The following is a 23,349-nucleotide window of genomic DNA, read 5'->3' on the forward strand; positions in this document are numbered from 1 at the left end:
CCTAGTCAGATTAAATGGTGCCTATTGAGAACTCAACGCTATGAAAACTCGCTGCCCTAACTGCCAAACCAGATTACATGTTACTCCTGAGCAATTGCATGCGCGCGGGGGCAAGGTGCGTTGCGGTATTTGTCATACGGTGTTTAGTGCCAATGACTACGCTGAGAATCCAAATGCGCCTGCTCAGCCTCAAGCAGCTAGACCGTATCGCTACCGTGAAGAGTCGCCACCGGGCTATCTGGAGGATGAGCCCTATGTCGATGAGCGCAGGGCAGGTAGACAGCATCAGCGCATCTACCAGGACGAGCCTTTTATCGAGGACTCAAGGGATTATGACGAAGGCTATGATGCGATCAGACACGATGATTATGATGATGAGGTCTACTATCGTGAGTATCGTCGAGCGCGCCGTCGTGGTGGGGTGTTTTGGCTGTTTGTGGTGTTAATACTGCTTGTCGCTTTGTTGTGGCAGGGTGCGGTGGTGTTTCGTAATCAGTTGGTGCATTACTTTCCCGCCACACGCCTTGTGATTACCCAAGTATGTGCTATCGCGCAGTGTGAATTAGGTGGGACGCGATCGATTAGTCAGTTTAGTTTGGAAAATGTCTCACTTAAGGTGCGAAGCGATGTGCCGCCACAACCATCACACACGGCCTTGTTGTTACAAGCTAGGCTAGTTAATAAAGAGAATAGAGTGGCCGAATGGCCGGCGCTTGTTTTAAGCTTAAAGGATGAGCGTGGTCAGGTGGATCGACGACGTATTATTAAAGTTGAAGAGTATTTGCCCACGGCAATGCGAGTGCAGCCGATGGTCGCATTGACCCAATATCCTATTGTCTTGCGTTTAAACTTAGCTGGTGCCATGGCGACCGGCTTTGAATTAACACCCTATTACGAAGAGTAGTTATGTCAGAACAATCAAACGACGTTTTAATTTGTGGCTCCTTAGCCTTTGATACCATCACCCGCTTTGAGGGACATTTCAAAGATCATATTTTAGCCGATACCATTCATAGCTTAAGTGTGTCCTTTTTGGTGCCGACCATGCGCAAGGAGTTTGGTGGTTGCGCCGGTAATATTGCCTACAATTTAAAGTTGTTAGGTGGAGCGCCAGTGCCAGTCGCTACGGTCGGACGTGACTTTGCCGACTATCAGCAGCATTTTGCAAGCCTCGGCATTGAACAACGTCGTATTGCCGTGTTAGAGGATGTTTTTACTGCACAATGTCATATCACCACGGATTTATCAGGTAATCAAATCAGTGCCTTTCACCCAGGCGCCATGAGTTCTGCGGCAGATAATGATATCAGTCAGGAGCAGGCGGCGTGGGCCATTGTGGCACCAGATGCGAAGGAAGCGATGTTTAAGCATGCCGAGCGTCTGCATGCAGCTGGCATTCCATTGATTTTCGATTTGGGTCAGGCCATGCCCTTATTTGATGGCAATGACTTAGCGGCCATGATGAAATTAGCCCGTGTTTTAACGGCAAATGACTATGAGATGGCTGTGATCGAGCAACGAATGGCAAAGCCAGTAGACGAACTAGCTAAGGATTTGGAAGCCATTATTGTGACCCTGGGGGGCGCTGGTTCAGTGCTTTATCATGAGGGAGAAAAAATCACCATTGAGCCGGTAACGCCAACGGCTATTGAGGATCCCACCGGTTGCGGTGATGCGCATCGTGCGGGTGTGTTGTATGGTCTTGCGGCTGGTTGGTCCTGGCTTGATAGCGCTCGTCTGGGTAATGTGATGGGTTCGATTAAAGTAGCCGTGGGTGGTCCGCAAAATCACCGACCAAGCTTAGAGGAAATTCAAAGCATATTTATTAAGACCTACGCCAATAATCCTTGGCAGTAAGATGAACAAAAGCGCCAGTATGAGAAATATTAGGCGCTTTTTTTATGCTTAGCCGATTTTGAGTGGGTATTTGTTGAACTCGATCATAGTTAAGAATAAAGAGCTTCAATACCCATTATTAGATGTATAGAGACGATAAATTGTTCTTAATTTTTTCAGAAAGAAACCTCTTTGTCTTAATTATGTAAACACTAATGTTTTCGGGGTTTTACTCATTTAATGACACTCAGCATATTGATAGACTGAGCAGTCGTTTACATTATCTCTACTTTTAATATAGGTGCCTTATGAAAAATATAAATGTTACACGTCGCCGATTACTAACGACGAGTGGTAGCGTCCTAGGCTTGGCATCAGTTAGTGCCCTCAGTAACTTTAGCTCAACTACCAAAGCATTAGCAGCAACCCAAGGAAGCACGGCAAACAACTCTGCTTTACCAGCCTATGCCGATTGGAAAGACGCCAACCATTTAATTATTCATAGTGCTAACACTATGGAGACCAAGCGTCATGCATTTGGTAGCGGGATTATTACTCCTCTTGAACGCCTATTTGTACGTAATAACATCGCTCCGCCAAGCGAAGAAATTGTAAAAGATCCTGATGCCTGGGTTTTAGAAGTTAGTGGAGTAAAAAATCCTCAAAGTTTGACCGTTGCTGAACTTAAGACATTAGGTGTGAGCACTGTTGCTATGGTCTTGCAATGTAGCGGTAATGGCCGCGCTTATTTTCCCTCGAAACCGAGTGGGACCCAATGGACAGTTGGTGCTGCTGGGTGCGTTATGTTTACGGGTGTACCTGTTAAAACTTTGTTAGAACACGTGCAAGGCATGGATGAAGGCGCGAAATACATGACAGGTACGGGTGGAGAACCAATCCCTGATGGTTTGGATCCAAATACTATTCAAGTTGAACGTTCAGTACCTCTGGAAGCCATTGAGGACGCTTTGCTCGCTTGGGAAATTAATGGTAAACCTATTCCGTTGGCTCATGGTGGTCCTTTGCGTCTGGTCGTGCCTGGTTACACTGGTGTCAACAATGTTAAGTATATCAAGCGTCTAGCTTTTACCGCAGAACAGTCAGCAGCCAATATTCAACAAAGTGGTTACAGACTTGCTCCCATGGGAGAGAAAGGAGCTCCTACTCAAGAATCAGTATGGACCATGCCAGTTAAGTCGTGGATTACTTACCCAAGCGATCCCGATGAGCAAGTACATGCTGGGAAAATACAGATCCAAGGACTTGCGATGGGCGGTACTACAGATGTCACGAAGATTGAAGTTTCTACTGATGGTGGAGAAAGCTGGCATGAAGCTGAATTTATCGGTCCAGACTTGGGTCCTTACGCATGGCGACAATTCGTCTTATCAGTTGAGTTAGAGACCGGTACATACAAGCTTGCTAGCCGCGCAACTAATAAAAACGGCGAGACTCAACCGGCAGATCGATTAGAAAATAATCGCGGATACCTTAATAATAGCTGGGTTGATCATAGCTTAGAAGTAGTTTTAGTTTAGTCCTATCATTTTTATACAACATGCAGGCTGAAACTCCTTGTTTTCAGCCTGCATGTTACGTTTAATCCGGTATTTATGAAACAATTATTAGTCGCTTTAGGCACCCTTATCGTATCATTCTCCAGTGTCACCGCATTTGCAGACGAAGCACGTTTGGAACGTGGCAAAGAGTTATTTATTAGTTCAGCGCAACCTATTCCCTGTGCTATTTGTCACACTCTCAATGATGCTGGCACCACAGGCACTATCGGTCCGAATTTTGATGAGTTAAAACCAGATGCAGAACGCATTCGCAGAACCATGCTTGAAGGCATGGGTGCTATGCCTTCATTTGAGGATATGGATGAAGACGATAGAGAGGCAGTTATCGAGTATTTAGTGTCAGCTACTCAATAGCATCATTTCACATGACATGATCTAAAGATCAAAACGCCCTATAACATCATATAGGGCTATAATTTAATTGTCGGTAGCTCTCAAAAGTCTGAATGTCAGACTTTTTTGACGGGCTGAGCTACTCCTTTGCTTTAAAGGGGTAAGACTGATACCAAGAGCAGATGAGATTGTGGACATTTGTCGTAAAACAAAGCAAGCGATTGTTAGTCTTCGGCGAGCGTGTCGACAACTTTCCCCGATATTGAACTATGATGAGTCAACTTGTACTTGCTCACTCAACTTTATCTCGAAGCACTTGGTCTTAATTGTGCGGCGTAATCATTGAACATACATGGCTAAGCCAGATAATTCTTTTTAACCATCTTTCGATCCAGTGCCGTCGCAGGAATCCATTCGGAGCCGGCGGGACGCCCTTTCTTTTGACTGCGTGCTTTATAAACGTAAAACTTCGCGACTCGGGTTGCGCAAGGCGCACATCATAACACTGTCGCATCAGCTGGTACGTACTGCTTAACACGTATTATGAGCAACACTTATTTTTTTGCTAAAGACTTCTATGGCCGACCTCTGTTTATTAAACAGGTTAATGGTCATCACCATATCCTGGGTGAGCAGACGAAGCTTAAAAAACCGAACTTTATAAGCCTGATTGACCATAAGCTCAATTTTTGACAGAGTTATTCGTTTTTTATTTGCCAATAATATTGCATACCCAAGAACCAGTCCATTGAACGTGATGACCACGTCACCTTGTCAACCTGACTGAGCGTTTGATTGAGTGGAAGAAGACAGGTCGCTTTCCAGCTTAATTGACATTTTGTTCATATAATCCCTTATTTCATTTCGCAATGACTGTGTTAGCATGATTTGAAGATTCTACCCATCACTTCATTTGGTTGCAGGAGGTTAGCTATGAAAATCATGGATCTACGCAGTGTTGGTCTTGATATGGATTTCCCATTCAAGAAGCGTTATGAAAACTACATTGGCGGTAAGTGGGTGCCACCGACCGCGGGTAACTATTTTGAGAATATCAGCCCAGTCAATGGTCAAGCCTTTTGTGAGGCCCCACGATCTGATGCTGATGATATCAATTTAGCCATTGATGCAGCCGAGCGAGCGTTCAAGGGGTGGGCTAGTACACCCGCCCAAGAGCGTTCGGCCGTGTTGTTACGCATCGCCGATCGCATGGAGCAAAACCTTGAGCTGCTCGCAGTTGCAGAAACTATTGATAATGGTAAGCCTTTACGTGAAACGATGGCGGCTGACTTACCACTCGGTATCGATCATTTCCGTTATTTTGCAGGGTGCCTGCGCGCCGAAGAGGGTGCCATCTCTGATATTGAGCCAAATACCGTGGCTTATCATTTCCAAGAGCCAATTGGTGTGGTGGGGCAAATTATTCCGTGGAACTTCCCACTCTTGATGGCGTGTTGGAAGTTGGCGCCTGCCTTAGCAGCGGGTTGTACCATTGTGATGAAACCGGCGGAGCAGACGCCTGCATCGATTCTCTTATTGATGGAGATTATCGGTGATTTATTACCGCCAGGCGTTGTTAATATTGTGAATGGCTTTGGTAAGGAAGCGGGTGAGGCCTTAGCGACTAGTCATCGTATCGCCAAGATCGCCTTTACGGGTTCGACCCCAGTCGGTCAGCATATTTTACGTTGCGCTGCGGATACTCTTATCCCCGCCACGGTGGAGTTAGGCGGTAAGAGTCCAAATATTTTCTTTGAAAACGTAATGGATGCCGATGATGCTTTCCTCAATAAGGCGCTTGAGGGTGCTGCGATGTTTGCACTTAATCAGGGTGAGATATGTACTGCACCATCACGCCTTTTAGTTCAAGAGTCAATTTATGAGCGCTTTATTGAAAAAGTGATCGCACGCGTTGATGCCATTAAAAAGGGTAATCCACTCGATAAAACAACCATGGTCGGTGCTCAGGTATCTGAGGCCCAGCTTAACCGTATTCTAGGCTACATTAACCTTGGTCGGGATGAGGGCGCGACGGCCTTAATCGGAGGTGAGCGCAACCTACTTGGTGGTGAGTTAGATAGTGGTTATTTTGTGAAACCTACGATGCTCTTAGGGGACAACAAAATGCGCATCTTCCAAGAGGAAATTTTTGGTCCTGTTGCTGCCGTGACTACCTTCAAAGATGAGGAAGAGGCGCTTGCGATTGCTAATGACAGTATCTTTGGTTTAGGGGCTGGGGTTTGGAGTCGTAATGGTTCACAAGCCTATCGTATGGGTCGTGGTATCCAAGCCGGTCGTGTATGGACGAACTGCTATCATATGTATCCTGCACATGCTGCCTTCGGTGGTTATAAGCAATCAGGTATTGGTCGTGAAACCCACAAGATGGCGCTAGCGAACTACCAGCAGACGAAGTGCTTATTAGTGAGTTACAGTGATGACGCCTTAGGCTTCTTCTAATTGTGTAGCGCTTGCTTAAGTTAAACCCCAAAGTCCGACATAGATTTTGGGGTTTTCTTGTATTAAGGGCTTTTCTCGGCACAGCTACCAGTGGTTTTATCGCCTTTGCAGATCCTTGTTTACTGCTGTTCGCGTGAGCGTTGTCGAGCTACAAAGTAGCAGTGGTATTAGGAGTGATGCTAAGATTGGTGATAGAAACCATAAAAATAGTGCATCAATTGCCAAAACTTGACTTTAAAGGTGTGTAGCCTAACTTATGAATAACTATCTAGAACCACTAAACGACGAATGGGATCAATTTGCTTATTTCGGTATTAAGCCTGTTAGATACAAAAGCACTGACTCAGACCAATTCTATTGGTTAGTGAGAGAGATAGATCTTGAGACACTGCCTTTTTATGATTTCTGGAAAGAAAGTGCCTATGGTTCAGCGTGCATGCCTGATGAGCAAAACCCTGGCAAAAGCCTAGTCTATGTTCATGATTGGGAAGCATTTTGTAAGCTATTTATTAAAACCGGTAAGCACCGATTTAACTTAATAAGTTGATTAAGATTTTTAGTCGTTCTTAAGGGCATCCCCACTTGTGCAAAGCGATTAATCACCGTTGACGACAGTCTTAGTTGGATAAGCTTTACAGCTGTTCCAATGCAATACCAAGACCTAAACACTCACGCCATGCACGTATAGCACCCCCAAAATAAAAAAGCGCCAATAGCATGACATACTAGGCGCTTTGCTGATAAGAGTTGGATCTGCAAACTAAATAAAGGCTTTGACTAAGGGGGACTCAATTCCCTTTAGACCGGCTAATAACACCTGACATACAATCGCTACCACCATCGGTGATAAGTCAATACCCTGCATGCGATTCAATAGCGGCAAATTACGGATGGGCGTAAGAATCGGTTCCAGTAAGGCCTTAAAGAGGGTGATCGCTGGTGACATGGGGTTAATCCACGACAAAATGGCATAAAACAGGGTCAACCAAAAAAGTAGGTTTAGCGCATTTTTAGCTAAAAGCAATAAGCCTTCAAACGGCAAATAGCTCAAAAGGGCTTGCGCTTGACTGCCTAGGACAATGAAGAGTGCCAATAATAGCTGCAATACACAGGTTATGTAGGCAGCGAGTAGGGAGGCTGTATCAATGCGACGGGTCACTGGGAGGATTTTGCGTAAAGGCACCACGAGCCAACTGGTGAACTGAGTGACATTGGCAACTAGGGGGTTAAAGGCTGGTATACGCAAGTAGTAAAACCATGCGCCCAATAGTAATGCAGCACAAAATAGGGTGCCTATAATCTGGATTAAGAACAATATCATCGTCATATACTAAGTCTCTTAAGGCAAGGGCTGCTTAAAAATAAACTAGCCGACTGAGTCGTCGGCTAGTAAGCAAAACCGGGTCAATCAATTAGCAACTATTTTAGCAGATCGATTCGCACCGAAATTTTTAATTAAGCACCGTCCCGGACGATTAGTCATTGCTATTTCTTTTGCCCACCGGGAACGGCCATTTAGGTTTAGCCGCTTCATTGGGCACACTGACTTTACGTGTTACCACGGCTTTAGCAGGGGTTGGTGGGTTATCCACTGGTTTATCCGCTAGCGCTTTTTTAACGGCGACTTTTTTAGTTGCCGCCTTTTTGGCCGGTGCTTTTTTAGCTACCGTTTTTTTAGCGGTGGTCGTTTTTGTGCTTACTGCGCTTTCAGTAGCCTCAGGGGTAAGCTCAGTCTGGGCTGCCGTCTTCGTTGCGGCTTTGCTAGCCGCAGTTTTTTTCGCAGCTGTCGTGGCTTTCTTGGCAGCTGTCGTTTTTTTCACGGCAGGTGTAGCTTTCTTTGCAGCCGTTGTTGCTTTTTTCGCTGCAGTGGTGGTTTTCTTCGCCGCCGCTGTTTTGGCTGTGCGCTTAGTTGCTGTTTTAGCGGCCGTTGTTTTGCTGGCTGCCTTCTTTGCCGGTGCCGCTTTTACTGCTGCTTGCTTAGTGGCTGTCGTCGTTTCAGTCTTGAGCTCTTCAGCAGTGCTGTTGGTAGCAGCAGCGGTTTTTTTGGCTGCCACTTTTTTGGCGGCAGGGCTTTTAGCAGCACTGGCTCGGGTCGTAGTTTTTCGTGCCGTGGTTTTCTTTACGGCTTTTTTGGCTGCCGTGGTTTTTGTAGCGGCAGTCGTTTTAGTCTCGACCTCATCCGTAGCCGCTACGGTTGCCGCTTTGGTGGCTGCGGTTTTTTTGCTGATAGCCATTGAAACGCTCCTTGATTAGTTAATCGTCTAACTTAAGATTACTGTATTTTTAAGTTCAAATCACTGATTATTTAATGTGCTGTTCTGATAACACCTGCTGCAGACGCGCTAACACCACATCACGACCTAGTAGAGCCAATACGGCATCAACCGATGGGGTCTGCTTTTGACCCGTAATTGCCACTCGCAGTGGAATACCGAGCGCAGGCATTTTGACCGCTTTGGCCGCAAGGGTCTCTTTAATCGCGGCTGCTAAGCTCTCGACTGACCAGTTGTTTAACTGCTCGGCGCGCGCTTTAAAATCCGCTAAGATAGCAAGCGCATCAGGCGTTAGGACTTGCGCTTTAAGTGCCTCATCCGCTGCTTGATAAGGACCAAAGAAGAGCATGGCTGAATCTGCTAACTGCTCTAGGGTCTCGGCCCGATCCTTAAATAAATTAAGAATAGCCACCGTCTCAAAGCCATCGGTCTGACCGCCACGGGCTTCAATGCGTGGTAACACAGTCTGCATCAGCTCTTCATCGCTAAGTTGCTTAATATAGTGGGCATTGAGCCAGTTTAGCTTTTTAGGATCCCATTGCGCAGCCGCTTTGGAGAGGTTGTCAGTATTAAACCATTCGATAAACTGCGTGCGACTGAAAATCTCATCATCCCCATGACTCCAACCTAAACGAGCTAGGTAATTGACCATGGCCTCAGGTAGATAGCCCTCATGATGATATTCCATCACACTGACGGCACCGTGTCGTTTGGATAGCTTTTGACCATCCGGGCCTAAAATCATCGGCACATGACAATAGACGGGGATCGTGGCGCCCAAGGCTTCTAAAATATTAATCTGACGCGGGGTGTTATTGACATGGTCATCACCGCGAATCACATGCGTGATCCCCATATCCCAGTCATCCACCACCACACAGAAGTTGTAAGTGGGGCTGCCATCGGGACGCGCAATAATCAAATCATCCAACTCGGCATTGGCAATCGTAATAGGACCTTTAACCATATCGTCCCACATCACAAAGCCATCTTGAGGATTTTTAAAACGCACCACCGGATGTCGATCGGCGGGAATGGGTGGGAGTGTTTTACCAGCTTCAGGGCGCCAAGTACCATCGTACTTAGGCTTTAAACCCTTAGCGCGAGCAGCCTCACGCATGGCCTCTACTTCCTCGGGGCTACTGTAGCAATAATAGGCCTTACCCTCATCAAGTAATTGCTGGATGACCTCTTTGTAGCGCTCAAAATGCTGTGTTTGATAGAAGGGACCCTCATCATGATCTAAATCTAGCCACTGCATCCCCTTTAGAATAGCCTCGACCGCTTCAGGGGTGGAGCGCTCTAAATCGGTATCTTCAATTCTTAAAATAAACTGACCCTGATGGTGACGGGCAAAGGCCCAAGAAAAGAGGGCGGTACGTGCACCACCTAAATGTAAATAGCCGGTTGGGGAGGGAGCAAAACGAGTTCTAACGGTAGCAGTTGTCATGATGTTAAATCGGTTTAAATCTAAAATTTCCTCACGCAGTAAGGTGGCGTGATGTTAGTTTTAATTGTACGCTTTACATTGTAAAATAGGAACTATCATACCATTAAGATGCAACATAGCTGAGCTTGAGTTGCTCCCTTATCGCCAATTAGCTGACATTATTCTTATGTATAAACATCGACTAGCCGCCTTATTTGATCCTAGCTCCATTTTGGTGATTAGTGATATTGATTTGCCCCTCTCTAAGTACATTGCAGGTCGCTCCCGGCGCCAGGTTGAGTGGCACCGCTGGGATATAGCCTCACAGCAAGAGGTGGTAAATGTCGGCACCAGTCTGCGGGCGGACACGCCGGATGATACCTTGGAGGCTCCTGATCTTGCCTTAATCTGCTTAGCCTCTAAAAAAGTTGAGCTAGCGCTACAACTACTATCCAAAAGACGGCCTAAAGCCTTAATTATCCTGCCCTATACCGATATCGATGCCGATGCGCTTAGCTTAGCGCCTAGGATTAAGGCCTGGGCCAAGGAGCATCAATGCCTCTTGTTGGGACCACGTAGCTTCGGTGTGCAGCGTCCGATGCAGGGGCTGAATTTTAGTCGTATCCCCTTAGTGCATCGCGGTAAGGTGGCGGTTGTCTCACAGTCACGGATGATTTTAATGTCTGTCTTAGACTGGGCTGCCGAGTCCGGTGTCGGTGTGTCGACAGCGGTGTCCACGGGCGAGGTCCCAGGGGTGAGCTTAGCGGAGATCATTGAGTACTTGGCGGGCGACACTTACACCAGCAGCATCGTGTTGTATTTGGATAAGTTAACTCAAGGACGTGCTTTACTCAGCGCCTTAAGGGCAGCAGCGGCGGTTAAACCGGTGGTGGTATTCCGTGCGGGGCGTATGGATAGCGAGCTGTTGGGTGAGGACGTGGTGTTTGATGCGGCCGTTAGGCGCTCTGGTGCGGTGCGAGCCAATTATATTCTGGAGCTTTTCTCGGCCCTGAAGACCGTTAACCATATTCGTAAGCCTAAAGGTGGTCGCTTAGCTATTTTAGGTAATGGCCGTGCACAGACGCAGTTACTTTGGGATGTCTTGGGTTCAGCCGGTGAGGCGGCACGCCTTGGCTATTTATCACCAGACACACAGCATACTTTAGCGGTGCATTTGGGTCCCGGTTCGATTACGACTAATCCGGTCATCGGGTATAAGCCATTTAGCAGTAGTAGTTTAGTGGCTGCCTTAAAAATATTGGTTGACGATCCGGCGATTGATGCGGTGATGCTGATTTTAGCGCCCGATGAGGCGAGCGATATGGAGGAAATCGTGCGCGGCTTGGCGGAGTATGCGCCTAAAGCACCCAAGCCGATATTTACCACGCTCTTTGGTGAAGAGATTATGCATCCCTTAAGGCAGATTATGGATGAAGCGGGTACGCCAGCCTTTAGAAATCCGGAAACTGCGTTTTTTGGTTTTAATACGATTAATGCCTATCACTATAACCAGCAGCTATTACAGCAGGTGCGGATTCCCTTATTGGTCAACACAGAACCAGATAAAGAGGCGGTGCAAACACTTATTGATAAGGCGCGGGCTGAAGGTCGGACGGCGCTCAGTTTAGAAGAGATACGCAGTATTTTCCGTAGCTACAATGTCGATATGCTGTGGGCGGATGAGATGGACGAGCATCGTGAGGAAATTGACGATGAGGCTCCTTTTGCGCGTGTGATGGTCAAGCGAGATCCGATTTTCGGGCCATGGATTTATTTTGGTGAGGGTAAGCATGAGGTGCGTATTTCAGAGCATGATCATGGGCAAGATTTGCCACCCTTAAATGCGTTTTTGGCAGCGCAACTCATTGAGCGTAGTCGTTTTTGGCGTTTAGAATTGCATTTTTATGCAGAAGAACATCATTTTGTTAAGTTGCAAAAGCTGCTTGAAATCGTCAGTGATTTGGTGAGCGAGCACCCAGATATTGAAACGATGGAAATTAATCCTATTGCTTTAGGGTTAAATAATCTCATTGCCGATAGTGCCACGATCAGTCTTACGGCGGAGCCACAAGCGAAGACTGTCGAAAGTCGCTACCAACATTTGGCGATCCATCCTTATCCTCATTATTTGGTTGAGCATAAGGTGTTTCAGGACGGTATACCGTGGACCTTGCGACCGATTCGTCCAGAAGATGCCGAAGCGCTACAAAACTTTATTCGCAGCTTATCCGACAGCTCGCGTTATATGCGCTTTGTGTCAATGATGAGTGAATTAACGCCAAAAATGCTAACGCGCTATACCTATGTGGATTATGACAAAGAGCTAGCCCTAGTGGCGACTACCGAGGTGCCTAATCCAGCGAATCGCGGCCTGCCGCAAGAGGTCATTATCGGTTTAGCCCACTATTTACGTAATAACGATGGGGTCGGTGCTGAGTATGCCCTAGTTATTTCGGACGATTGGCAGCGTCGTCGTTTGGGGCATTCGCTGATGTCAAAGCTGATCGAGCTAGGTCGACAGCAGGGCTTGGAGTATCTGGAGGGTATTGTGCTTAGCAATAACAAAGCGATGTTGAGTCTAATGACTGGCTTGGGCATGATAAATGATCCTGACCCGGAAGATCACAGCGTACGTCGAGTATGGATGCCTTTTAAGTAGCGTACGGAGTAGCTCATTAGCTCTTAGGGGGCTGGCTGTCGTGAGGAGCGGCGAGTGGCGATAAAAAAACCTGCTTATTCATACGATAAGCAGGTTTAATCATGTAGCTCAACTTAGTTCGCGTGGGCGCTCAAGAAGTCGTTAATATCGCGAATTTCTTCGGCGCAAACCTCGTGTTGCATCGGGTAATCATGCCATTCTACCTCATAGCCCCATTCACGCAGTTGATCGCGACTTTGTTCGCCGCGCGCCATTTGCACCACTGGGTCAAGGGAGCCATGCACCATTAAAATCGGCGTGTTTTGATTGGCCGCATGACGCTCCTCAGCCGTTTGTTCGAGCAATGGCAGATAGCCTGAGAGGCCGATTACGCCGCCAAGCTTTTTAGGATAACGTAGGCCGGTCGCTAGTGCCATAGCGCAACCCTGTGAAAAGCCCGCCAAGAAAATGTTTTCAGAAGGAATACCACGTTCAATTTCACGCTCGATCAAGGCATTAATATCCTCAATTGACTTGCGAATGCCCGTTTCATCTTCGCGCACACCACCAATATCCATGCTGAGGAGATCGTACCACGCAGGCATCACATAGCTGTTATTGATAGTGACGGGAATGGAGGGCGCATTGGGGAATACAAAGCGGATGTTTAAGGCCTCCGGTAAGCGAAAGTAGGGCGGTACTGGCACAAAGTCATGTGCATTAGCCCCTAAACCATGCATCCAAATCACGCTGTGGGTGGGTGCGGTATCCTTTTTAGGATGAATTAACTCAATACAATTTAACAGTTCTTGACTCATAAAAACACTTCCTTAATCTAGGGTGAGGCGTAAGACGCTTTACTCTATCACGTCCTTGAGAAATTGAAATAAAGCTCGGTATTGCTTACGTTGTGGTGTTTGATTCTCGCTTAGCTGAGCGTTTTGCGCCTGCTCCTTGCGAGCGGCACGTACCACACTGCGGAGGGCTTGAATATCAAGCTGTGGGTATTGTTCGATAAACTTCGTCACCTCCTCATCGCTTTCAATTAAGCGCTCACGCATTAATTCTAATCGATGGAAGTGATCATTTTGCTCCTTGGAACCATGCTTCCATGTGTGCAACAGCGTTTTAATCGTCTCCAGATCGGCTTGGCGCAAGAGCTTTGCGGCATAATGCGTCTGGCGTCGCTTAGCGCCATGGCTTTTGAAACTTTTTGCTTGCTCCAAGGCGCGCGTCATTTCCTCCTCCAGTGGGAGTTGACGTATTCTATCCACAGAGAGCTCAATTAATTCCTTGGTTAAATCAACAATGGCATGTAGTTCACGCTTAACCTGCGACTTGCTAGGGCCGTCATAGCCGTTGTCATCGAAGCTTGGGTCGTTGTTGTGCTCGGATTCTATTGTCATAGAGGTATTAAAAGGTTTATAAAAACGTGTCAGTCGTATATGATAGCCTGAGAGCTAAATTGATTGGTAAAAAACCATCCATCCTATTTACAAGGTAGTTGATTTTTAATGAGTGTTAGCAGTTCAGATTTTGAGTTAATTGTACAAAAGGCCTTAGCCAAAGCCAAAGAATTGGGGGCCAGTGATGCGTCCGCAGGCGTGTCCGAATCGGCTGGTTTAGTGGTGGGCGTGCGTCAGGGGCAAGTAGAAACCGTTGAGCGTACCCGCGATCGTTCCTTAGGGGTGACGGTTTATCGTGGTAAGGCGCGCGGTTCGGCCTCCACCTCGGATTTGAGTGATAAGGCTTTGGCAGAAACGGTTGCTGCCGCCTGGAATATCGCTCGTTATACCGCAGAGGATGAAGCTGCCGGTCTACCGGACCCGCAGGACTTAGCGACGGATTTTCGTGATCTGCAACTTTATAAGCCGTGGGATATTGATCCTAGTAGCGCCACGGAATTGGCCTTGCAGGCAGAAGAAGCGGCACTCGCATCGAGTGACAAAATCACGAATAGTGAGGGGGCGCAGGTTAATACCGGTAGCGGTCGTTTTGTGATGGCTAATAGTGCGGGCTTTATGGGTGGTTATCAGTATAGTCAGCACGGTATTTCCGCTACTGTGATTGCCGGCAAGGGTGACGGCATGCAGCGTGATTATTGGTATACCGCAAATCGCTATCCAGAGCGTTTGCAATCGCCCCAACAGGTGGGTGAGATAGCAGCGCAGCGCACGGTCAAGCGGTTAAATGCGCGTAAGCTACCCACAGGGCGCTATCCAGTGATTTATGAGGCCCCGCTAGCCATTGGTTTAATCGGGCATTTGGCGCAGGCTATCAGCGGTGGTCTGCTGTATCGTAAAAGTAGCTTTTTACTCGATTCCTTAGGCACTGAGTTGATGCCCTCGCATCTTACTATCCATGAGGATCCCTTTATTTTGGGCGCCATGGGCAGTGGCACCTTTGATAATGAGGGGGTTGCCACGACGGCGCGTGATTTGCTTAAAGACGGCATTTTGCAGGGCTATTTACTATCAAGCTACAGTGCACGTAAGCTAGGCATGCGCACCACTGGCAATGCCGGTGGCTCGCATAATTTGATTATGCAATCGAGCTTGACCCGGCCTGAAGACAGCTTAGCCGCGTTATTAAAGAAAATGGATCGGGGTTTATTGCTCACCGAGTTAATTGGCCGAGGGGTGAATTATGTAACCGGTGATTATTCCCGTGGCGCCTTTGGTTATTGGGTGGAAAACGGTGAAATCCAGTATCCTGTGCAGGAAATTACCATTGCTGGTAACCTACGGGAGATGTTTCAGCAAATACAGGCCGTTGGCGCAGATCAAATCACGCGTGGCGCTAAAACCAGTGGTTCCGTACTGATTGAGCAGATGGCGGTTGCCGGTGCCTAAGGGAGCCTAAAAGTAGGGTAAATCGCTAAGGTGCAAGTCAACAATTTGTGCTAGCATATTTCGCATATTTTTAATAGGAGTTCTGATTTATGGAAAGACGTTCGTTTCTGAAAAAAGCTGGTTTAGGTGTGGCAGCGGCCGGTGCAGCTACCGTGACGGCACCCGTTATTGCACAAGATGGTCCTACGGTACGTTGGCGTATGGCCACCAGTTTCCCTCGTAACTTGCCTGCTTTATACGGTGCAGCGACTCGTTTCTCCGAGTACGTCAACAAGATGACGGACGGTAAGTTCCAAATTGATGTATTCCCAGCGGGTGAGATTGTGCCAGCCTTTGAGGTGTTGGATGCAGTTTCTAATGGCACGGTTCAATGTGGTCACACATGTGGTTACTACTACTTTGGTAAAAAGCCTGCCTACTGTTTTGATACCGCCGTACCTTTTGGTTTGACAGCTCGTCAGATGACCGCTTGGTTAATTGAGGGTAATGGCATGAAGCTGCTACGGGAGCTTTTTGCCGAGGTTAACGTGGTTAACTTCCCCTTAGGTAATACCGGTGCTCAGATGGGTGGTTGGTTCCGTAAAGAGATTAAGTCCTTAGACGACCTTAAGGGTGTTAAGATGCGCACCGCCGGCTTTGCGGGTGAAGTCTTATCTAAAATCGGTGTGGTACCACAGCAGTTAGCGGGTGGTGATGTGTACCCTGCACTTGAAAAGGGTACCTTGGATGCGGTTGAATTCGTGGGTCCCTTTGATGATGAGAAATTAGGCTTTGTTAAGGTAGCGCCGTATTACTACTACCCAGGTTTCTGGGAGGGTGGTCCAGCCGTTTCACTTTATACCAACAAAGACGAATACGAGAAGTTACCGGAAGTGTATAAAGCGGTACTTGAGACAGCCTCTTTCCGTGCTACCAATGATATGTTGGCAATTTATGACTTTAATAACGCCACCTCACTCCGTAATTTAATTGCTGAGGGCGCTATTTTAAGAGAGTTTCCGCGCGATATCTTGGAAGCGGCTTATAAAGCCACGGCTGAGCTCTACAAAGAGTACTCAGAAAAAGATGAGATGTTTAAGCGCTTACATGATGACTACATGGCTTACCGCAACTCGGTAGCGCCTTGGTTTAACGTGCTAGAGACCTCCTATACACGCTTCCTTGCCTATGCGATTAATCGCTTAAGCTAAAGCGCAGATTCTGTATAAAAACAACGCTAAGGGGTTGATATCATTCCCTTTAGCGTTTTTTGTTTTATAAAATAATAATTTATGTTATTATAGTCGGCTTACTCAGCTTGTACTGCCAAGTGTTTAATAATGGCATGGCGAGCATGAGCTTTTTAACTTTTAAGGATAAAAAATCATGAAGACTTTTGTGGCAAAACCCCATGAAGTCAAACGTGACTGGTATGTTATCGATGCAAAGGGCAAGGTTTTAGGACGTGTAGCCAGCGAAGTTGCACGCCGTTTGCGCGGTAAGCATAAGCCCGAGTATACCCCTCACGTTGACACAGGCGATTACATCGTGATCATCAACGCAGCCGATGTTGTAGTTACCGGCGCTAAGTTTGAAGATAAGAAGTACTATCATCACACTGGTTATCCAGGCGGTATCCGTGAGACGAACTTCCGCAAGATGCAGGAGCGTTTCCCTGGTCGTGCCTTAGAAAAAGCAGTTAAAGGCATGTTACCTAAGGGTCCTTTAGGTTACGCTATGTTCAAAAAACTCAAGGTATATGCAGGTCCTGAGCACCCTCATACTGCCCAGCAACCTCAACAGCTTGATATTTAAGGATAAGTCATGATTGGTGATTGGAATTATGGCACGGGTCGTCGCAAAACCTCGGTTGCTCGTGTTTTCTTGAAAAAAGGTTCTGGTAATATCGTTGTTAACGGTAAGTCGCTTGAGGAGTACTTCGGTCGCGAAACTGGTCGTATGATTTCTCGTCAGCCTTTAGCTTTATTGGATATGTTGGAGAGCTTCGACATCCAGGTTAACGTTCACGGCGGTGGTGAGAGCGGTCAAGCGGGTGCGGTTCGTCACGGTATTACACGCGCATTAATTGACTACGATGCCTCTTTAAAGCCTGAGCTTTCTAAAGCTGGTTTTGTTACTCGTGATGCACGTGCTGTTGAGCGTAAAAAGGTTGGTCTACGCGGCGCACGTCGTCGTAAGCAGTTCTCTAAGCGTTAATTTTACGTTTATCGATTTGCTACAGCAAAGAGCCGCTACCTGTGTTGGGTGGCGGTTTTTTTATGGGTGGCGGTTTTTTTATGGGTGGCGTTAATGTGGTATGGTAGCGCTTTTAGTCCAACTGAGCGAATCCTCACGACTTAGTCTTAGCGATCCTTTACAATGAAGGGAACAAATCATAGTAGTGTCTACCAGTGTATAGGCACTTATTTTTTAGATTACAGGACAGGAATTTTATGACGGCGGCTAATCAGAAAATTAATGTTGGCATTGTCGGTGGCACAGGCTACACAGGCGTGGAGTTGTTGCGTATTTTGTCGCAGCATCCGCAGGTGGAATTAAAAGCCATAACGTCCCGCAGCGAAGAGGGCGTGGCAGTAGCAGATATGTTTCCGAGCCTGCGCGGCAAGGTGGATTTACGCTTTGTGACGCCAGAAAATGCGGCCTTAAATCAATGCGATGTGGTGTTTTTTGCGACGCCCCATGGCGTGGCCATGTCTCAAGCTGAGGAGTTGTTAGCAGCTGGCGTCAGGGTGATTGATTTAGCGGCCGACTTCCGCTTACAGGATACCGCAGTGTTTGAAGCATGGTATAAGCTGCCACATCGCTGCCCCGAGCTGTTGAAAAATGACAGTGTTTACGGCTTGGTTGAGATCAATCGTGAGCGAATCAAAAACGCTAAGATCATTGGTAATCCCGGTTGTTATCCGACTACCGTGATTCTTGGTTTGGCCCCCTTATTAGAGCAAGGTCTTATCGAACTGGATGGGATTATTGCTGACTGTAAATCCGGTGTGTCGGGCGCTGGGCGTGGCGCCTCAGTCGCTAATTTACTCTCTGAGGCGGGTGATAACTTTAAGGCTTATGGCGTGAGCGGCCATCGCCACCACCCTGAAATCAGTGAGCAGTTGCAGCAGCTTGCTGGTGCGCCCGTAGGTCTGACCTTTGTGCCGCATTTGGTGCCGATGATACGTGGCATGTTTTCGACCATTTATGTGCGTATTAAGCCTGAGGCGAGAGCGATGGATTTTCAAGCGCTGTTTGAAGCGCGCTATGCTGGCGAACGTTTTGTGGATGTGATGCCTGCCGGCAGTCTACCCGAAACGCGTAGCGTGCGTGCCTCAAATAACTTACGCATTGCGCTATCACGCCCGGGTGACGGTGATACCCTGATTATTTTAGTAGTGCAGGATAATCTGGTGAAAGGTGCAGCAGGTCAAGCGGTCCAAAATATGAACTTGATGTTTGGCTTGCCTGAATCTGAGGGTCTGGAATTTGTAGCGGTACTGCCATAGTATGTTGGCGCGCGTCTTTTTATTGCTGCTGGGTGTGGCGATTGGTGGTGGCTTAACCTTCTACCAACAGCGGGCAGAGCATTTGCGTGAATTGGATCAGTTGCAGCTCAGCTTAGAAGAGCGATTTCAGCAAGCAAATGAGCAAGCGACGATTAATTTGCAGGCGCTTGAGCATCAGTATAATGAGCAAAAGGCCAAGGCACTCTTGGATAATGCGATGATTGCTCAATATAGCCGTGAAATTGTTAGGTTGAATGACGAGCTCACGCGGCTAAATGGTGAATTAGCCTTTTATGAGGAGATGATTCCAGCCGGGCCTGATGGCGCTATCAGTTTACGAGCCTTTGAGGCGCAGCAAGAGGGGCGCTATATTAGTTTTAAACTGATGCTCTCCGTCAGCGGGCGCGGTTTGCAGCAACCCTTTGTGGGTCGTTTACAATTCACTGCGCAGGGTGAACGTGATGGCAAGCCACAGACTATCACGTTGTATCCCGAGGTGGTGCCGAGCGTTGCGACTTCATCAGACAGCGGATCCTTAATCGGTAGCATTGCTCAAGCAGGCGCCGAGACCAAGGGGGCTGACTTGAAAAGCGCTCAAATGAGCCCCATCTTAGAGCTTAACTTTAGTCGCATTCAGCGTCGCGAAGGCTTATTGGCGATCCCATTTGGCTTTACGCCCAAGGAGATTACTCTGAAGGTGCTAGAGGGTAAGAGTGTTAAGCTAAGCAAGACGATCGCATTATAAGTGATTGTATTTTAAAGATATTTTAATATTAAAACCACTATAGTGATAGTGGGTATAGCGGGGACCTTATCGACCCTGTGGTAGAATTAGTAACGCATTGATTTTATGCGCAAGAAAATAGCGCATTGGAGCAAGATATGAGTATTGAACAGGTAGATTTACAAGCACCTAGTAGCCCATTAGTTTTTACAGATGCCGCTGCTGACAAGGTGCGCGATTTATTAATTGACGAGGGTAACCCTGACTTAAAGCTACGCGTGTTTGTGCAGGGTGGTGGCTGTTCAGGTTTCCAGTATGGCTTTACCTTTGATGAAGATGTGGATGAGGAAGACACACAAATCAATAAAAACGGTGTCACCCTATTAGTGGATCCGATGAGCTTCCAGTATTTATTTGGGGCTGAGATCGACTACAAAGAGGATATTGAGGGTGCGCAGTTCGTGATTCGTAATCCGAATGCCGCAACCACCTGCGGTTGCGGTTCGTCTTTTTCAATTTAATCCCTAGTCGCCACAGCGCTGACTTATGCTGGATAGAGGGAGCCTGCTACGCTTGCGTGGCGGGCTCCTGTCATTTCAGGTGTGCATACGGGTAGACGCTCCCTAAAAGCCCATGCAAGCCAAGCAAAGGCGGTGGACTCCATCGCTTGCGTAGCTATGCCTAAGGCATCACTCCGCAGTACCGAATAGGGTAAGGCGCGGGCCAATTGACGCATAATTTCCGGATTCGCTGCGCCGCCGCCAAAGACAATGAGCTCTTCGGTGTCACTGGCATAGCGGGTTAAACTATCCACAATGCAGCTGACGGTAAAGGCTGTGAGGGTGGCTTGAATATCCTCCGCTTTGTAGGAATGCACGGTGGGATTGAGTTCAAAAAAAGTCGCTAGCTTTTGCTCTAACCACGTACCATTAAATAAATCGCGGCCAGTGGATTTAGGCGGTGCCGCTTGCAGCCAAGCTTCGCTACTTAAGAAAAAGCTCAGCATTGCCTGATTGATTTCACCCTGTGCGGCCCAGCGACCGTCTTTGTCAAAGCGTTGGCCTAAGTGCTTTTGGCACCAATAATCCAGCAGCATATTGCCTGGGCCGCAATCGAAACCAGTGGTGGCCTGTGCCGGGTGCAGTAGGCTGAGGTTGCTAATGCCGCCGATGTTTAAGAGTGCACGCGCTTTATGCTTATCGTGGAAAATGGCGTGGTGAAAGGCCGGAATCAGTGGTGCACCTTGACCACCGGCAGCAATATCCCGGCTTCTGAAGTCAGCAATCACATCAATGCCTGTAAGCTCAGCCACCAAGGCTGGGGCATTTAGCTGAATGCTGTAGCCGTGCTCGGGACGATGGCGCACGGTTTGACCGTGAATCCCTAGCGCATTAATCTCCTCAGCGACTAAGCCATTTTCCAATAAAATAGTTTGCGTCACCTCGGCATATAAGCGAGCAAGCTCCAAGGAGACCTCAGCCGCAATACGTAGCTCATCTGGACCACTTTGATTTAACCTTAAAGTAATATCTCTCAAACTCAGTGGAATATCAATGCTGCTCGTATTGATCAATTGCACGGTTTGCTCCGCCGTGGGCTCTATTCGAATCAATGAAGCATCCACCCCATCCGTACTGGTGCCGGACATGATGCCGATAAAATAAGATGACTGTCGGTTCATAAAATGCGCCTTGGGAAGCAATAATCCCGCATAATAAAGGGTATAATTTAGCACATAATAGACAAAGTGCCATGACGGTCCTTTGTCACTGAAAATTTGTACATCTATAAACGTTTTGGAGTTTATTTATCCATGTCTGAGCAAGAAATTCAGATCAGCCAAGAAGTAAAAGACGACATGCGCACGGTGTTGCGTGGCTGTGATGAGCTGTTAGTCGAAAGCGAGTTGATGCAGAAAATGCAACGTAGCAAGGATACAGGCGTGCCGCTACGGATTAAACTAGGCTTAGACCCGACTGCACCGGATATTCACTTAGGTCATACGGTAGTGCTTAATAAAATGCGCCAATTACAGGATTTGGGTCATCAAGTGATTTTCCTGATCGGTGATTTTACGGCGACGATTGGTGATCCGAGTGGTCGTGATACCACACGTCCACCACTTACCAAAGAGCAGATTCAGCTGAATGCTAAGACTTATTATGAGCAAGCCTCGCTTATCTTGGATCCAGAGCGTACCGAGATTCGATATAACTCAGAGTGGTGTGATAATCTATCTTCACGCGATATGATTTCCTTAGCATCACGTTACACTGTCGCCCGCATGTTGGAGCGTGATGACTTTACCAAGCGCTATAAGGGCGGTGTGCCGATTTCTATTCATGAGTTTATCTATCCCTTATTACAGGGCTTTGACTCAGTGCAGCTTAAGAGTGATATTGAATTAGGCGGTACTGACCAGAAGTTTAATTTATTAGTCGGTCGTGATTTACAGCGAGAGTTTGGGCAGGAGTCGCAGTGTGTGCTGACAATGCCGCTACTCGAGGGCTTGGACGGGGTTGAGAAAATGTCTAAGTCTAAGCATAACTACATTGGTATTACTGAGGATGCCGATAGTATGTTCGGTAAAATCATGTCAATCTCAGATGAGTTGATGTGGCGCTATTATGTTTTATTGTCACGTCTGAGTCTGGAGCAGATTGAGGCTTACCGCAAAGAGACCGAAAATGGTCGTAATCCACGTGATTTCAAGGTGATGCTAGCGCAGGAAATCATCACGCGCTTCCACAATGCAGCTGCCGCTGACAGTGCCTTACAAAAGTTTGAGGCACGTTTCCGTGACGGTCAGATTCCGGATGAGATGCCGGAGGTTGAATTAGCAAATGGGCCTTTGTCCATTGTTCACGTTTTACGTGATGCCGGTTTAGCGAGTTCAGGTTCTGAGGCCACGCGTAATATTCAGCAGGGTGGGGTACGTATCGACGGTCAACGTATCGAAGATCGAGCACTGCAATTAGCTGCCGGTACCTACGTGGTACAGGTTGGTAAGCGTAAGTTTGCGCGTGTGACAATTAAGTAGTACGAGCAATCAATCCATCATATTTGGAGGTGTGTTATGAAGTTAAGTAGTCAATCCATTCAACCTAATCAGCCGATTGATACGCGTTTTGCCTTTGGCAAAATGGATAAGCAGTCTAATATTGCCTTATCCTCCAATATCAATCCTCACTTTAGTTGGACTGATGCACCTGCCGGGACCAAGTCCTTTGTGATGGTTTGTGTGGATACGGATGTGCCGAGCAAAGCGGATGATGTTAATCAATTGGATCGCGAGGTGCCGGCAGACTTACCGCGAGTGGAGTTTTATCATTGGGCCTTAATTGATATTCCGGCAGATGCCACTGAAATCAAAGAGGGTGAACATTCTAAAACCGTCACGCCTAAGGGTAAAGGCGGTCCGTCTGCACCTAATGATTTGCGTCATGCGATTAATAATTTCACCGATTGGTTTGCGAGTGACCCGGATATGAAGGGCGATTATTTTGGTTACGATGGTCCTTGCCCACCGTTTAATGACTCGCTAATTCATCACTACCATTTCACCCTCTATGCCTTGGATGTGGAAAAATTACCGCTGGAGGGTAATTTTACATGTGCCGATGTGGTAAAAGCGATGGCTAATCATATTTTGGCCTCAGACACAATCACTGGCACTTATACCTTAAACCCGCGTTTGGCCGCTGAATAATCGGATCTAAGGCCATCAGCATAG

General features: G+C 47.3%; 22 protein-coding genes. 16 read left to right on the forward strand and 6 right to left on the reverse strand.

Features of this window, described 5'->3' with window-relative positions:
* The first annotated feature begins 40 nt into the window (after positions 1 to 40).
* The 6 genes from HMPREF3179_RS11555 to HMPREF3179_RS11585 all read left to right on the forward strand — a co-directional run bounded on the left by HMPREF3179_RS11555 (position 41) and on the right by HMPREF3179_RS11585 (position 6,756).
* Positions 41 to 904: a DUF3426 domain-containing protein gene (locus tag HMPREF3179_RS11555; protein ID WP_070471340.1), complete on the forward strand. Its 864-nt coding sequence runs from the start codon at positions 41 to 43 to the stop codon at positions 902 to 904.
* 2 nt (positions 905 to 906) lie between these two features.
* A complete protein-coding gene (locus tag HMPREF3179_RS11560) occupies positions 907 to 1,857 on the forward strand; it encodes a carbohydrate kinase family protein (protein ID WP_070471342.1) in 951 nt (316 codons plus the stop codon).
* 287 nt (positions 1,858 to 2,144) lie between these two features.
* Positions 2,145 to 3,374 carry a SorT family sulfite dehydrogenase catalytic subunit gene (locus HMPREF3179_RS11565; RefSeq protein WP_070471344.1) on the forward strand — a complete coding sequence of 410 codons (1,230 nt, stop codon included), beginning with the start codon at positions 2,145 to 2,147 and terminating at the stop codon, positions 3,372 to 3,374.
* Between the two features lie 75 nt (positions 3,375 to 3,449).
* The gene (locus HMPREF3179_RS11570; protein WP_018025601.1) at positions 3,450 to 3,770 is read left to right on the forward strand and encodes a SorU family sulfite dehydrogenase c-type cytochrome subunit; all 321 of its coding nucleotides are present in this window, start codon (positions 3,450 to 3,452) and stop codon (positions 3,768 to 3,770) included.
* Positions 3,771 to 4,682: 912 nt separating this feature from the next.
* Positions 4,683 to 6,209 carry an aldehyde dehydrogenase family protein gene (locus HMPREF3179_RS11580; protein ID WP_036558214.1) on the forward strand — a complete coding sequence of 509 codons (1,527 nt, stop codon included), beginning with the start codon at positions 4,683 to 4,685 and terminating at the stop codon, positions 6,207 to 6,209.
* Positions 6,210 to 6,465: 256 nt separating this feature from the next.
* Positions 6,466 to 6,756 (forward strand): hypothetical protein, encoded by a 291-nt coding sequence (locus tag HMPREF3179_RS11585; protein ID WP_070471348.1) that lies wholly within the window; start codon positions 6,466 to 6,468, stop codon positions 6,754 to 6,756.
* Between the two features lie 213 nt (positions 6,757 to 6,969).
* On the opposite strand, the gene HMPREF3179_RS11590 is transcribed toward HMPREF3179_RS11585, so the two are convergent.
* The 3 genes from HMPREF3179_RS11590 to gltX form a co-directional block, all read right to left on the reverse strand.
* Entirely contained in the window at positions 6,970 to 7,536 is a 567-nt protein-coding gene (locus tag HMPREF3179_RS11590) for a YggT family protein (RefSeq protein WP_070471350.1), read from the reverse strand.
* Positions 7,537 to 7,684: 148 nt separating this feature from the next.
* Positions 7,685 to 8,443, reverse strand: coding sequence for a hypothetical protein (locus tag HMPREF3179_RS12315; protein WP_070471353.1), 759 nt, complete (start codon positions 8,441 to 8,443; stop codon positions 7,685 to 7,687).
* Between the two features lie 67 nt (positions 8,444 to 8,510).
* The gene (gene gltX / locus HMPREF3179_RS11600) at positions 8,511 to 9,932 is read right to left on the reverse strand and encodes a glutamate--tRNA ligase (RefSeq protein ID WP_070471354.1); all 1,422 of its coding nucleotides are present in this window, start codon (positions 9,930 to 9,932) and stop codon (positions 8,511 to 8,513) included.
* Between the two features lie 166 nt (positions 9,933 to 10,098).
* On the opposite strand from gltX, the gene HMPREF3179_RS11605 reads away from it, so the two are divergent.
* A complete protein-coding gene (locus HMPREF3179_RS11605; protein WP_070471357.1) occupies positions 10,099 to 12,570 on the forward strand; it encodes a bifunctional acetate--CoA ligase family protein/GNAT family N-acetyltransferase in 2,472 nt (823 codons plus the stop codon).
* A 113-nt stretch (positions 12,571 to 12,683) separates the two neighbouring features.
* Here the strand turns inward: HMPREF3179_RS11605 and HMPREF3179_RS11610 are convergent, their stop codons facing one another.
* Positions 12,684 to 13,367: an alpha/beta hydrolase gene (locus tag HMPREF3179_RS11610; protein WP_070471358.1), complete on the reverse strand. Its 684-nt coding sequence runs from the start codon at positions 13,365 to 13,367 to the stop codon at positions 12,684 to 12,686.
* 39 nt (positions 13,368 to 13,406) lie between these two features.
* Positions 13,407 to 13,955: a ribosome biogenesis factor YjgA gene (gene yjgA, locus HMPREF3179_RS11615; protein WP_036558226.1), complete on the reverse strand. Its 549-nt coding sequence runs from the start codon at positions 13,953 to 13,955 to the stop codon at positions 13,407 to 13,409.
* Positions 13,956 to 14,063: 108 nt separating this feature from the next.
* Here yjgA and pmbA point away from each other — a divergent pair, with 108 nt between their 5' ends.
* The 7 genes from pmbA (at position 14,064) to erpA (ending at position 20,137) form a co-directional block, all read left to right on the forward strand.
* Positions 14,064 to 15,401, forward strand: a complete 1,338-nt coding sequence (pmbA, locus tag HMPREF3179_RS11620) for a metalloprotease PmbA (protein ID WP_036558228.1) — start codon at positions 14,064 to 14,066, stop codon at positions 15,399 to 15,401.
* Between the two features lie 89 nt (positions 15,402 to 15,490).
* On the forward strand, positions 15,491 to 16,591 hold the full coding sequence (locus HMPREF3179_RS11625) for a TRAP transporter substrate-binding protein (RefSeq protein ID WP_018025611.1): 1,101 nt from the start codon (positions 15,491 to 15,493) through the stop codon (positions 16,589 to 16,591).
* Positions 16,592 to 16,766: 175 nt separating this feature from the next.
* Positions 16,767 to 17,195, forward strand: a complete 429-nt coding sequence (rplM, locus tag HMPREF3179_RS11630) for a 50S ribosomal protein L13 (protein ID WP_018025612.1) — start codon at positions 16,767 to 16,769, stop codon at positions 17,193 to 17,195.
* A 9-nt stretch (positions 17,196 to 17,204) separates the two neighbouring features.
* Positions 17,205 to 17,597: a 30S ribosomal protein S9 gene (gene rpsI, locus HMPREF3179_RS11635; RefSeq protein ID WP_018025613.1), complete on the forward strand. Its 393-nt coding sequence runs from the start codon at positions 17,205 to 17,207 to the stop codon at positions 17,595 to 17,597.
* Positions 17,598 to 17,833: 236 nt separating this feature from the next.
* A complete protein-coding gene (gene argC / locus HMPREF3179_RS11640) occupies positions 17,834 to 18,892 on the forward strand; it encodes an N-acetyl-gamma-glutamyl-phosphate reductase (protein WP_070471360.1) in 1,059 nt (352 codons plus the stop codon).
* Between the two features lies 1 nt (position 18,893).
* Complete coding sequence (locus HMPREF3179_RS11645) at positions 18,894 to 19,637, forward strand: DUF6776 family protein (protein WP_070471361.1); 744 nt, start codon at positions 18,894 to 18,896, stop codon at positions 19,635 to 19,637.
* 137 nt (positions 19,638 to 19,774) lie between these two features.
* Positions 19,775 to 20,137, forward strand: a complete 363-nt coding sequence (erpA, locus tag HMPREF3179_RS11650) for an iron-sulfur cluster insertion protein ErpA (RefSeq protein ID WP_018025616.1) — start codon at positions 19,775 to 19,777, stop codon at positions 20,135 to 20,137.
* Positions 20,138 to 20,160: 23 nt separating this feature from the next.
* On the opposite strand, the gene HMPREF3179_RS11655 is transcribed toward erpA, so the two are convergent.
* Entirely contained in the window at positions 20,161 to 21,297 is a 1,137-nt protein-coding gene (locus tag HMPREF3179_RS11655; protein WP_070471363.1) for an anhydro-N-acetylmuramic acid kinase, read from the reverse strand.
* Between the two features lie 132 nt (positions 21,298 to 21,429).
* On the opposite strand from HMPREF3179_RS11655, the gene tyrS reads away from it, so the two are divergent.
* Together tyrS and HMPREF3179_RS11665 are read left to right on the forward strand one after the other, a co-directional pair.
* Positions 21,430 to 22,656, forward strand: a complete 1,227-nt coding sequence (gene tyrS, locus HMPREF3179_RS11660; protein WP_048767846.1) for a tyrosine--tRNA ligase — start codon at positions 21,430 to 21,432, stop codon at positions 22,654 to 22,656.
* A 36-nt stretch (positions 22,657 to 22,692) separates the two neighbouring features.
* Entirely contained in the window at positions 22,693 to 23,325 is a 633-nt protein-coding gene (locus HMPREF3179_RS11665) for a YbhB/YbcL family Raf kinase inhibitor-like protein (RefSeq protein WP_036558235.1), read from the forward strand.
* Positions 23,326 to 23,349: the final 24 nt, after the last annotated feature.

It is taken from the genome of Oligella sp. HMSC09E12 (assembly GCF_001808505.1).
GTDB classification, from domain to species: Bacteria; Pseudomonadota; Gammaproteobacteria; order Burkholderiales; family Burkholderiaceae_B; genus Oligella; species Oligella urethralis.